The sequence below is a fragment of the Burkholderia puraquae genome (genome assembly GCF_002099195.1).
In the GTDB taxonomy this organism is placed as follows: Bacteria; Pseudomonadota; Gammaproteobacteria; order Burkholderiales; family Burkholderiaceae; genus Burkholderia; species Burkholderia puraquae.
In genome coordinates this window covers 74,187-87,377 of sequence record NZ_NBYX01000026.1, presented here as the reverse complement: position 1 = coordinate 87,377, position 13,191 = coordinate 74,187, and the positions used below count along the sequence as shown (strand labels likewise).

Genomic DNA, 13,191 nt, shown 5'->3' with positions numbered 1-13,191 from the left:
CCGGAAGGCGAGGAAGCCGCGGCGCTCGCGAAGACGCTGCGCGACTGGGTCGGCAAGCAGATCGGGCCGATTGCGAAGCCGAAGGACATCCGTTTCGGCGACAACCTGCCGAAGACGCGCTCGGGCAAGATCATGCGGCGCCTGCTGCGCTCGCTCGCGAAGGGCGAGGCGATCACGCAGGATACGTCCACGCTCGAGAACCCGGCCATCCTCGAGCAGCTGAACCGCTCGGCCTGACACCGCCCGCCACGGCGGGCGCTCCGCTTCGCCGCAGCGCCGGCGCGCGGCCGTATCCGGCCCGCAACAAGCATCGCCGTGCGTTCCCCGACAGCACGGCATGCCGGCGGCTCGCATCGAGCCTGCCGCCGCATTTTTAATTAGTCATACGTATTAAAACACTCAACAAAACGGAGACAGGCGATGAAAGGAAGGATACGGATGATGTGCGCGGCATTGCTCGGCGCAGCGGCAAGCACGAGCAGCTTCGCCCAGAGCAGCATCACGCTGTACGGTGACCTCGACGCAGCATTGCTCTACACGAACCGATCGCTCGACTCGGCAACCGGCGGCAACGCCGGACGCCAGTTCGCGCTGACCGACACCGGCATGACGCCGACCAACTTCGGCATGACGGGTAGCGAAGATCTCGGTGGCGGGCTGCATGCGAGATTCAAGCTGGAAAGCGGCTTCAACATCACGGACGGCGCGTTCGGCCATTCGAACGGCAACTTCTTCGGCCGCCAGGCGTGGGTCGGAATCGACGGCGGATTCGGCGAGACGAAGGTCGGCCTGCAATTCTCGCCGTTCGTGCTCGCGGTGCTCGGATCGGATCCCCGCAATATCTCGCACTTCGGCGCCGCGCTGATCCCGTACGTCGACAACGTGCTCGTCACGGGCCTCTTCAACCCGAACGCGATTTCGTACACGAGCCCGACGATCGCCGGGCTGACGGGCAGCGCGATGTTCGGATTCGGCGGAAAGGCCGGGGATTTCCAGGCGGGACGCCAGTATTCCGGCAGCCTCACCTATACGAACGGTGCATTCATGCTCAACGCGGCGCTCTACGACGGCAACGGCGGCACGTCGCCGACGCCGGTTCCGAGCACGGTCGCGTTCGTCGGCCGCACGATCGGTACCGCGTACACGTTCGGGCCCGTGACCGGCAAGGCGTCGTTCACGAGCTACAAGGTCGCCGGCTCGTTCAGCAACAACGTGTATAGCGCCGGTCTCGACTATCGCGTCACGCCGGCGCTCGACCTGAACACCGGCGCGTGGTACACGACCGACCGCAACGATTCGCACAATCATTCGCTGCTTGCCGCGATCGGCGCCGATTACAGCCTGTCGAAGCGAACCGGCCTGTATGCGCAGGTCGGCGTCGTCAACAACCACGGCGCGATGAACACGGGCCTCGGCATCACGGGCGGCGCGTTGTTCGGATTGCCGGGCACGACGGTCGGTGTCAATGCCGGCATCCACCACGTGTTCTGACGCAGCGCATGCGGACGGGCGGCCGGCACGCGTCCGTCTCCGCATTGCAGCACAGCCGCCGCGAACCCGGGGAACGATGTGCCACGCCCGGCGTCGCCCGGGCCATCCGGCCTCGATGTTTACCCGACCTCAAGTCCGCGGCCGTGCTGCCGTCAAGTCAGGAGCGCGCACCCGATATCCGCAGGGAACCGGGCGTGCACACCCTCAAGGAGACCCAGCAACGTGAACTTCTTCGGAATCGGTCGCGGCCGCCGTTCATCGCGTGCGCTCGTCGGCGACATCGCCGAGCAGGCCGGCAGGCTCGGCATCGAGATCTGCGACGTGTCCGGGCACGTCGAGGAAGTCGCCGCCCGCGTCGCCAGGCAGGCGGAGGTCTGCCACACGCTGCGCGAATCGGCCGCCCTCACGCTGCGCGGCAACCACCGGATCGCCGAGGCCGCGCAGCAGGTGCGCGACGTCAGCGCCAACGCGTCGAGCGCGGTCCTGCAGTCGCAGCGGACGATCGAGGCATCGCTCGCGGACATTCACGTCCTCGTCGAGGGCGTCACCGCGATCGGCAGCCAGATGGGTGCGCTGCGCGACGCGCTCGATCACGTGCGCGCCGTGTCCGAGGAAATCTCCGTCATCGCCCGCCAGACCCACCTGCTCGCGCTGAACGCCGCGATCGAGGCCGCGCGCGCCGGCGAGTCGGGCCGCAGCTTCGCCGTCGTCGCAGCCGAGGTCAAGAACCTGTCCGCCAAGACCGGGCAGGCGACGGCCCAGATCGAAACGACCCTGGCGCGCCTCGCCGAGCAGACCGAACACCTGATCGCGGACGGAACCGACAACGCCGCGCGCGCGCACCGCGTACGCGAGGGTACGCGCACGATCGGCGAAGTCGTGCACGCGACCGGGCACGCGATCACCGAGCTCGCCGGCGAGGCCGAACAGATCGCATCGCTGACGGACGAGATCGAGACGCAGTGCCACCGCCTCGACGAACAGGTGGGCGAGATGGCGTCGGGCGTCGAGAACTCGAGCGACAACTTCTCGCAGGCCAAGGACCGGCTCGGCAATCTGCTCTCCGTCTCCGAGACACTCATCGAACTCACGGCCGCGACCGGCATCGAGTCGCCCGACACGCGCCTGATCGACACCGCGCGGAACACCGCCGCCGCGATCAGCAAGCTCTTCGAGGCAGCGGTCAGCCGCGGCGACATCGCGCTCGACGCGCTCTTCGACGCGCACTACGAGCCGATTCCCGGCACCGATCCGCAGCAGTTCATGACGCGCTTCACGGCCTTCACCGATCGCGTGCTGCCGGCCATCCAGGAGCCGGTGCTCGACATCGACGAACGCATCGTCTATTGCGCCAGCTTCGACAGGCAGTGCTACCTGCCGACCCACAACCGGAAATTCTCGCTGCCCCAGCGCGCGGACGCCGCCTGGAACGCGGCGAACTGCCGGAACCGCCGGATCTATACCGACCGGACGGCGCGCACCTCCGTGTCGCATACCAAGCCGTTCCTGTTGCAGACCTATCGGCGCGACATGGGCAACGGCCACTTCGCGCTGATGAAGGACGTTTCCGCGCCGATCGTCGTCGGCGGACGGCCATGGGGGGTCCTGCGGATCGGCTACAGCGTCTGAACCGGTGCGGGCGCACCGCCCCTACTGCTCCAGCCCCACTCCCAACGGCCGCTGATCGCTGCGCCCGTGATCGTCGACCACCCTGACCGTATAGCTGCCGGCCGTCCGGGGTTGCCAGAACAGCGCGTCGCCCGGCGCACTGCGGCCGACAAACGCATCGTTGACGAACCAGTACAGCGCATGCGCGCTCGCATCGGCCGTCGCGTTGAACGCGATGCGCGTCTCCTCCGTGCTCTTCACGCGCATCGCATACGTACTGCCGCGCAGCGGCGACGTGATGCGCGGCGGATCGCCCTCGACCTGCCCCGCGTCGCGGCAGTCCGCGTTCTGCGGCGGCCGCCGGCGCGGAATGCCGGCCTGCACGAACACCTGCTGCAGATCCGACGGCCAGAACTCGAAGATCTCCGTATGCGTGCGCTTGCCGTCATACGGCGGGCACGCAGCCTTCCCCGTCGCATCGTCGATCACGACCGGCCGGTGCACGGTGCTCACGCGGATCGGCGACGTGCCCGGAATGAACCAGGTCCAGCCCTGCTGCGGGCACCACTCGTTCGGCAAGTCGCCGCTCGCGAGGCAGATCCGCACGCGCTTCAGCTTCGGCGGCACCGCACGCGGCGGCTCGGCGAGCGTGCGCTCGGCATTCAGCGCGTCGACGACCTGGAAGAACAGCGGCGCGGCCGCGTCGACGCCGACGAACGCCGTATTGGTCGAGTTGTCGAAATTGCCGACCCACACGACCAGCACGTACGGGCCGAACACGCCGGCCGTCCACGCATCGCGGAACGACCATGACGTGCCGGTCTTCCAGTAGACGGGCACGCTCGATGGCTGCGCGCCGCTCGTCTCGTCGGGGCGCAGATGCTGGCGCAGCATGTCCATCGTCATGTAGCTCGCTTCCGCGCTGAGCAGGCGCCGGCCCGGCAGCGCCGGTTCGTCCGCGCGCAGCCGCAGCGGCCGGAACTCGCCGCGATTCGCGAGCATCGCGTAGAGCGCCGCGAGATCCTGCATCGTCACTTCGCCGCCGCCGAGCACGAGCGCGAGCCCGTAGTGCTGCGCGCTCGCGAGCCGGCGCACGCCGGCATCCTGCAGGAACCGGTACAGGTCGGGCGACTTGAGCTGCGACGCGACCCACACGGCCGGCACGTTGCGGCTGCGGTTCAGCGCGTCGGTCGCGGTGATCGGCCCGAGGAAATGGCCGTCGAAATTCTCCGGCGCATACGGGCCGAACGAAGTCGGCACATCGCGCAGCACCGTCTGCGGATGCAGCACGCCCTGGTCGAAACCGAGCGCATAGATGAACGGCTTGAGCGTCGAGCCCGGCGAGCGCCGCGCAAGCGTGCCGTTCACCTGCCCGTCGATCGTGCGGTCGAAGAAGTTCGCGGAGCCGACCAGCGCCTTCACGCCCATGTCGCGCGTATCGACGAGGATGGCCGCCGCGTTGCGCACGCCTCGCGTGTCGTTGCGCGCGACATAGCGTGCGATCTGCCGTTCGAGCGCGCGCTGCAGATCGAGATCGAGCGTCGTCACGAGCCGCGCGCCGGCGCCGCTGTCGTCCGCCGTGCCGCCCGACGTCGTGCGCCATGCGCTGCGCGCGGCGAGCGCCTGGTCGACCGCATGTGGCGCGTCGAACGGTAGCGCCGACAGCGGCCGCATCGCGAGCGGCAACGCGAACAGCGGCTTCAGCGACGCATCGCGCGGATGTTTCGTCAGCCAGCGTGCATACAGCCGGTTGCGCGACGCGGCCAGCGCGCGGTTGATCTCGTCCTGCCCGCCGCGCACACGCCGCGCCGGGTCCTGCGGAATCACCGCGAGCGCGAGCGCCTCCGGCAGCGTCAGCGCGTCTGGCATCCGGTCGAAATAGACGACGCTCGCAGTGCCTGCGCCTTCGACGTTGCGGCCGTACGGCGCATCGTTCAGATACGCTTCGAGAATCTGCCGTTTCGAGTAGAAGAGTTCGAGCTGCACCGCGCGCGCAACCTGCTCGAGCTTGCCGGCCGGCGTACGCGTGTTCAGCTTCCACAGCGAGCGCGCGAGCTGCATCGTCAGCGTCGAGCCGCCCTGCGGATTGCCGCCGCGCACGTACGTGATCCACGCGCCGCGCGCAAGCCCGTACGGGTTGAAGCCCGGATGCCACCAGAACCAGCGATCCTCGTGCAGCATCACGGCTTCGACGAGCTGCGGCGACATCCGGTCGAGCGGTACCCACAGCCGGTAGCGGTCGTCCTTCGCGAGCGTGAGCCGCAGCAGGCGGCCCTGCGCATCGGCCACCGCGACCGACGTCGGCTTCCAGTCGCGCAGCGGCGGATGCGGCCACAGCCGGCACGCGGCCAGCGCGCCGAACACGAGCAGCGCGCCGGCGATCCAGTTCTGCCAGCGATGCAGCCAGCGGCCGGCGCCGTGCAGCGCGCGCCGGAGCGCCGAAACATCGTCAGCCACGCGCGGACGCTCCTCGCACCCCGCGCGGCCGGCAACACCGTTGCGGCCGCATCGTCATCGCACGCGCTCCACCGTCAGCGTCGTGCCACCGGGCGCCTGGGCCTGCACGCGGCGGTCGTACATCGACTCGCCGTATGCCGGCGGCGCGACGAAGCGGCCCGCGTTGCTCGCCTTGATCCGGTAGACGAATTCGCGCACGTCGGTCGTCGCGGTTCCGTAGATCACGACGCGATCTTCACGCACGTCCGCGAACTGCGGCTGCCACGTGGAGCCCTTCACGCCGATCGGCGAACGCCACGGCGCATCGGCCACCGGCGCCGGCGCGCCGCCATCGCCGTTGCTGTCGCTATCCTGCGTGTCGGCGACGGGCGGCGGCGCGATCACCGGATCGAAGCCGCCGGGCAGCAGGTCGACGATCGCGACGTTGCCGACGTTCGCCGAGCCCGTCGCACGGATCTTCACGTGCACGTCGATCTCCTGGCCGAGCGTGATCTTGTCGAGCGGCTTGCCGTCCGTGTCGGTGTAGTCGCGCACGATCTCCAGCCCGTTCTTGATCGCCTTCGTCGACGTGCCGCGGTCGTAGCCCGACTGGCTCGCGACCCACCATGCGGGCAGCGTGCTGCCGTTCACGAAGTCGACGCGCGACGCACCGGCCGCCCATGTGCCCGAGCGCACGAGGTTCGCCTGGATCGACGATACGTCCTTCGGCGCAACGCCCGCGCGCACCTCGTCGATTGCGAGCTGGTCGAGCTGGCCCGCGCTCGACGCCGCATACGCATCGAGCGCGAGGATCGTCATCGCCGACGACAGCGTGTTGTAGCGGTTGTCGACGAGCGGCGCGGCAAGGTTGTCCATCGCGCGCGGCGACAGCTTGCGCACGCGCTCCGGGAAGTGTTTCGCGATCAGGTACAGCACGCTCGCGTCGCGCGTCAGCGGATCGAGGTAGTAGCCCGTCACGTATCCGCCGTCGGACGCACGCTTGCGCTCGAGCAGCGCCTGCGGGCCTGCGATCAGCGCCGCGGCCTCCTTGTCCTGCTTCAGCAGCTGGTACGACGCGGCGAGCCATGCGGCCGCAAGGTCGTTCTTCCAGTCGTTCGGATACGCATCCTGCAGCCGCTTCTGCACGGCCGCGAGGCTGTTGGTCGTCACGTTGCCCTGGCGCGTCAGCAGATACACCGCGTACGCACGCTGCCGCAGCAGGTCGAGCGAGCCGAGCGAATCGTTCGCCGCGAGCCTCTGCAGGTACTGGTTGCCGGCGTCGAGCATGTCCTTCGGCACCGCGATGCCGCGCTCGCGTGCGTCGAGCAGCACGTGCATCGCGTACGCGGACACGAATGGATCGGCATCGGGCGTCGCGCTCCACAGGCCGAACCCGCCTTGCGCGTTCTGCCGGCTGCGCAGCACGCCGAGGAACTGCGCGATCGCCGCCGCGTTCGTCGCGTCGGCGCCGGCGTCGGCCGCATGCATCGCGCTCGTCAGCGCGCGCACCGACAGCCACTTCGCCGCGAACACGCGCGGCACGGCTGCGCTCACCATCTGCTCGCTGCAGTAGTGCTCGAAGTTGACGAGATATGACGACAACCCTTCCGACAGCACGAGCGGCGCGGTCGAGATACTCGCGTCGCGCGATGCATAGGCGTCGTACATCGAGCGCAGGTTCGGCACGCTCGCCTTCTTGCCCGGATCGAGCCGCGCGATGTCAAGCTGCGTGCGGAACGCGGCGGCCGGCCGCACCGACACGTCGACGCGCTGCTGCGCACCCTTCGCGCCATAGCGCGCGCCAAACGACAGCGCGCCCGAGCCGAGCGTGTCGGTCGCCTTCACGCGGAACATCGCGACGCCCTCGTGCTGCGGCGCGAGCGCGACGTTCTGCGTGGCCGGCCCGATCACCTGCAGCTGCGGGCCCGTCTTCAGCGTGACCGCGACCGGCACCGGCTGGTTGCCGGCACCCGTCAGGTTGTTCGCGACGCCGACGCTGACGTCGGCCTCGTCACCCGGCGCGAGCGTCGTCGGCACGTTCGGCGACAGCACGAAATCGCCGCGCACCGTCGTCGCGCCTTCGAACGTACCGACCAGGTCCGGCGACACCGACACGGCCATCACGCGCAGCTTGCCGTTGAAGTAGTCGGGCACGGTGTAGCTCAGGCGCGTGTCGCCGTTCACGTCGACGATCCCCGACCAGTAGACGACCGGCTTGTCGCGCTTGCGCTTGAACGGGTTCAGCTGGCGGCCGATCGCATCGTCGGCGTCGCCGCCGGGCGCGGCCATCGCCATCAGCTTCTCGAAGTCCGGCAGGATCAGGTCGAGGATCTGCGACGTGCCGACTTCGAGCATCCGCTTGCGGAAGAAGAACTTCAGCGGATCGCCAAGCTTGTAGCGCGCGACCTGCAGGATGCCCTCGTCCACCGCAAACACGACGACCTTCGCAGGCTTCGCCGAATGCACGGTGAAATTCACCGTGTCGCCGGGCTTCACGAGCGCCGGCGCATCGACCGACACCGCATTGCGGCGCGCATCGAGGTTCACCGAGAACGGCACGACGCCGTAGCTCAGCGGGCTCATGAAGATCTCGTCCGACGACGGATCGCGGATGTATTGCACGTTGATGTAGCCGTTGCCCTCGAAACCGGCCGGCACCGTGATGTGCTGGATCGAGCTGGTCGTGTCCGCATGGAACCAGGCGTGCGCATACACCTTGTCGCGCTCGATCGTGATCAGGCCGCTGCCCGCGTAGGGCGCGCGAATCGCGATCTCGACCTGCTCGCCCGGCTTGTAGTCGTGCTTCGCGAGGCTCACCTGCAGCTCCGCGTTACGGTCGAGCGAACGCGTGACGTTCGCGTCGCCCGTGACCGAATACTCGATCCGGTTCACTGCGGCACCGGCCGCGTTGCGGATCACGAGCGCATAGCTGCCCGGCTTGTCGGTGCGCAGCGTGAAGTCGAGCCCGGCCGCCGGAATCGTCAGCGGCTTCTCGTCGACAGGCACTTCCTTCAGCCGCGAATCGTATTTGTACGCGCCGGAATCCTGCTTGGTCAGCACCGACACGTAACGCTCCTCGACGAGCTGCGCGCGCAGGTCCTTCACGTCGATCGCCTTCGCGTTCGGATCGATCGCGACGAGCCGCACCGTGCGCGGGCTGCCGCGCTTCACGTAGCCGAGATCGTCGACCGACTTGTAGCCGACCAGCCAGTCGTTGTTCGACACGAGCGTCTGCGCGTTCGCGGCGACGTTGCGCCCGCCTTCCGCTTCATAGGCCTTCGCCTGGAAGTAGAGCTGGTAGGTCGCGTCCGCGTACTTGTCGAGATCGAGATCGAACTCGGCATGGCCCTTGTCGTCGGTCGTGCCGTCCTGCAGCGTCGTCGTGTAACCCTCCTTCGCGCGACGCGCGTCGAAGAAATGGAAACCCTGCCAGCTGCGGAACGACGGCCACACCGGGCGCAGCGTCAGCGTCGCCGCGACGCGGCGCTTCTCCGCCGGCGTGCCGAACAGGTTCTGCGCATCGACGAGGCCCTTCAGCCCCTTCGGCTTCACCCACCCTTCGACGACCTGCTGCGACAGCTTCGCGTCGACCTTCATCCGGTCGGGCAGGAATTCCTTCACCTGCACCGTCGTGCTGCCGATCGGCTCCGCACCGGGCTGGCCGTCCTTGACGATATACAGGTTGACCGTCCACGTGCCGGTCGGCGCCGTTTCGGCCGTCGTGTAGCCGAGCTCGGTGAAGCCCGTCGCATCGACCGTCACCGGCTTGCGCTCGACGGTGATCCCGCGCGGGTCGACGATCTCCGCCTGCAGCGGCACGCCGGCCGGGCTGCGCGCCCAGCTCGCCGCGCGCACGATCAGGCCGACGTGGAACGGATCGCCGGGCCGGTACAGGCCGCGATCCGAGAACAGGTAGGCGGACAGCTGCCCCTGGCCCGTCGCATTGCGCTCGCCGTCGACGTCGAAACGCGAGAAGTCGAGCTGGCGGTCGCGGCCGGCCACCGGCAGGAACGACAGGTCGGTGTCCTTCTTCACGACATACAGCTGCGGCCGCTTCTCGCGGTCGAGCCCCTTGAACGCGGGGAAATGCACGATGCCGTCGGCGCCGGTCGTCTGCGTGAACAGCGCCTGGCCGTTCACCGCGAGCACCGACACGGTTGCGCCCGCAACCGGGCGGCCGTTGCGGATCGACTGGACGAACACGTCCTGGCTGCCGTCGAGCGCCTTCTTGACCAGCATCCCGAGATCGGTCACGACGATCAGGCGCGTGTCGCCGAGCGCGTTGTCGCTGTCGTCGCCGTTGCCGTTGCTGTCGCCCGAATCGGCGTTGTCGGACTGATCCTGGCTGCCGTCGCCGGACGATGCGTCGCTGTCCTTCGCCTCGTCGGCCTTCTTCTTCTCGGCCGCCGGGTCGTACTTGGTCAGGTGCAGCAGGAACACGCCGCGCTTGCCGTCCTTCAGGTACTGGCCGAGATCGATGCCTTCGTAATGCGCCTTGCCAGGGTCGCCGGCCGGAAACGCGCGCGTCTGCACGAAGCGCTCGACGATGTGATCCTCGCTGAACGAATACGACAGCTCGGGCCGCGCGTACGTGCCGTTGTTGAAGCTCACGAGATGCTGGAGCTGGTCGGGCAGCACGCGGCCGATCTCGACCTTCATCCCCGGCAGGTTGCGCGACACGACCGACAGCCGCTTGCTGCCGCTCATCGACAGCAGCGAACCGTCGGCCATGAAGCGCAGCAGCTTCGGATAGTCGGGCACCGTGAACGCGGTCGTGACGGGCGCACCAAGCAGGTAGCCGCCCGCCGATTTCAGGTCGCCCGCGAAACGCACGACGATGCGATCGCCCGGCGTCGCGTGGTACTTGAAGCTTTGCAGCGTCGCGTAGTCGTTCTCGGTCGGCACCGCATCGAGCGGCAGCGGCTTCGACTGCTTCAGCACCGCCTCGCTGATGTCGGCCACGTTCCATTCGTACGGCGGATCGTCGTCCGGCTGATCGACGCCCGGCTTGCGCTTCGGCAACACCCATGCCTTGGCGCGCGCGGCCAGGTCGGCGCTGCGCACGCCGTCGGATGCTTCCGCGACGAGCACCTGCTCGGGCTCGTAGCGCTCGTTGTCGACGAGCGTCGGCGCCACGTTGGCGATCGACAGGCTGTAGAGCCCCGGCACGCCGACCGACGCATGCAGCACGTCCGGCGTGCCGTTGCCGCCGCGCGAACTCTTCACGCCCTTGTCGACGTCGAGCCGCGCCACCAGCGGATCGCGCGGAATCTCGAGCGGCTGCGAGTAGACCCACGCGCTCGTCTTCATCTTGTCGTAGTTGACCGTGTAGCGCAGCGGCTGCGCATTCTTGCCGTCGCGACCCACCAGCACGAGGCCGATGCGCTTCTCGAACTCGGCCGGATCCACCGGGTAGTTGAAGCGCAACTGCAGCAGCGCCTGCTTCTCCGTCGGCTTGTCGGGATTCTGGTAGAACTCATTGTTGCCGAATGTCGCGGCGAATGCGGGCAGGTCGAATGCGAAACGGTCGTCGTGCATCGTCACCTGCGGCGCGAACACCCGGTGCACCGCGAAACGCACCTCGACGTGCGCGCCGACCGGCCAGTCGGCCGCCGGCGTGAAGCGCAACGTCTTGTCGTCGGCCCACTCCCACGCGCCCTTCAGCGCGGGCGTCATCTCGATGCCGTCGCCGGCCGGCTTGCCGACCTGTTCGATCGGCGCGGCGGACTGCGCGAACGCCACTTCAAGCGGATGCACGGTGATCTTCGGCTTGTCGCTGTCGTCCACCTCATAGGTGGTGATCGCCGGCGCCTTCACGGTGAAACTGACGGTTTCGGGCTCGGGCGGCTTCGGGCGATGCTTGAACCAGTAGCCGCCATAGCCGAGCGCGGCCGCGAGCAGCACGAGGCCGCCGGCATGCCACGGGCGGCGGCGCACGGCCGCGGCGGTGATGCCCGTCCATGCGGGCGCCGTCCACGACACGTCGCCGACCAGCGGCCGCAGCGCGCAGCCGAGCAGCCACCAGACGAAGCCCGCCGCGCGAATCGGCAGGAGCAGCAGGAAGCGCAGCAAATCCATTTGTTATTTCCTTGTCAAGGACATGCTGCCGGGTGCGGCAACTTTCCCCGAATTGTTATGGGTCTGTGACGGCGCGGCCCGGTTGCGCCGTAGTACTTGGAATATTCGACCGGATGCTGGGCGCCATTATCGATCAGACCCGAAACGATGGAAATATCGGTGTGCCGGCGCGCAACGCCGCTGGATAACCGGCCGGTCGGGTGGATATCGGTCTTCAATGGCGCAACCTCTACGCACGGCGGTGCCCGGTTCGCTAGAATGCGCGGCTCGGCATGATTCGAATCGAAATGAAAGGAAACCGCTTGAAACTCCCGTTCGAATGGCAGATCGGGCTGCGCTATGCACGCGGCGGCCGGCGCTCGGCTGGCGACGGCTTCGTGTCGTTCATTGCCGGCGCCGCGATGGCCGGCATCGCGCTCGGCGTCGCCGCGCTGATCGTCGTGCTGTCGGTGATGAACGGATTCCGGACCGAAGTGCGCGACCGGATGCTGTCGGTGCTCGCGCACGTGGAAATCTTCTCGCCGGCCGGCGCGATGCCCGACTGGCGGCTCACCGCGCACGAATCGCTGCAGAATCCGGCGGTGCGCGCCGTCGCGCCCTATGTCGATGCGCAGGCGCTGCTGACGAACGCGGGCAGCGTGACGGGCGTCGCGCTGCGCGGCATCGATCCCGTGCTCGAGCCGCGCGTGTCCGAGATCGCGCGCAAGCTGAAGACCGGGCGGCTCGACGCGCTCGTGCCGGGCGAGATGGGCATCGTGCTCGGCTCGGCGCTGGCCGACGCGCTGCACGTGAAGATCGGCGACCGCATCACGTTCTTCGCGCCCGGCAACACCGCGCGCATCGGCGACGCGCTGCCGCAGTTCCGGCAGTTCAACGTGGTCGGCACGTTCGAGTCGGGCCACTACCAGTACGACAGCGCGCTCGCATACATCCATATCCGCGACGCGCAGATGCTGTTCAACGTGCGCGCGCCGACCGGCATCCGGCTGCGCCTCGACGATCTGCAGCGCGCGCCGGAGATCGCGCTGGAACTGTCGCGCACGCTGTCGGGCGACCTCTATATCCGCGACTGGACGCGGCAGAACCGCACGTGGTTCGAGGCCGAGCGGCTGCAAAAGCGCATGCTGTCGCTGATCCTGATGCTGATCGTCGCGGTCGCCGCGTTCAACCTCGTGTCGTCGCTCGTGATGACCGTCACGCAGAAGCAGGGCGACATCGCGATCCTGCGCACGCTCGGCGCGCCGCCCGGGTCGATCATGAAGGTCTTCGCGATCCAGGGGATGACGATCGGCCTCGCCGGCACGCTGGCGGGCGTCGCGCTCGGCTGTGCGATCGCGGTGAGCATCCCGTGGGTGCTGCCGGCGATCGAGCAGTTGCTCGGCATCCGCTTCCTGACGCCGTCCGTGTACTTCCTCAGTTCGCTGCCGTCGAAGCTCGCGGCGGCCGACGTGATCGAGATCGCCGCGGCCGCGTTCCTGATGTCGTGCGTCGCAACGCTTTACCCGAGCTGGCGCGCCGCGCGGGTGCGGCCGGCCGAAGCGCTGCGCGACGAATAGGCGCGCGGCGGCCGGCGCGGCG

The 13,191-nt window shown here is 68.3% G+C and carries 6 protein-coding genes; 4 read left to right on the top strand and 2 right to left on the bottom strand.

Going from position 1 to position 13,191, the window contains the following annotated elements; translation table 11 throughout:
• From B7G54_RS32840 to B7G54_RS32830, 3 genes are all read left to right on the top strand, one after another.
• Nucleotides 1-237, top strand: a 237-nt coding sequence (locus B7G54_RS32840) for an AMP-binding enzyme (RefSeq protein WP_425266530.1), incomplete at its 5' end; no start/stop codon positions are given.
• Between the two features lie 183 nt (nucleotides 238-420).
• The gene (locus tag B7G54_RS32835) at nucleotides 421-1,491 is read left to right on the top strand and encodes a porin (protein ID WP_085042888.1); all 1,071 of its coding nucleotides are present in this window, start codon (nucleotides 421-423) and stop codon (nucleotides 1,489-1,491) included.
• 222 nt (nucleotides 1,492-1,713) lie between these two features.
• Nucleotides 1,714-3,120, top strand: a complete 1,407-nt coding sequence (locus tag B7G54_RS32830; RefSeq protein WP_085042887.1) for a methyl-accepting chemotaxis protein — start codon at nucleotides 1,714-1,716, stop codon at nucleotides 3,118-3,120.
• 21 nt (nucleotides 3,121-3,141) lie between these two features.
• On the opposite strand, the gene pbpC is transcribed toward B7G54_RS32830, so the two are convergent.
• Complete coding sequence (gene pbpC, locus B7G54_RS32825) at nucleotides 3,142-5,556, bottom strand: penicillin-binding protein 1C (protein WP_085042886.1); 2,415 nt, start codon at nucleotides 5,554-5,556, stop codon at nucleotides 3,142-3,144.
• Nucleotides 5,557-5,610: 54 nt separating this feature from the next.
• Nucleotides 5,611-11,613: an MG2 domain-containing protein gene (locus B7G54_RS32820; RefSeq protein WP_085042885.1), complete on the bottom strand. Its 6,003-nt coding sequence runs from the start codon at nucleotides 11,611-11,613 to the stop codon at nucleotides 5,611-5,613.
• 302 nt (nucleotides 11,614-11,915) lie between these two features.
• Here B7G54_RS32820 and B7G54_RS32815 point away from each other — a divergent pair, with 302 nt between their 5' ends.
• Nucleotides 11,916-13,169 (top strand): lipoprotein-releasing ABC transporter permease subunit, encoded by a 1,254-nt coding sequence (locus tag B7G54_RS32815; protein WP_165765643.1) that lies wholly within the window; start codon nucleotides 11,916-11,918, stop codon nucleotides 13,167-13,169.
• Nucleotides 13,170-13,191 lie beyond the last annotated feature (22 nt).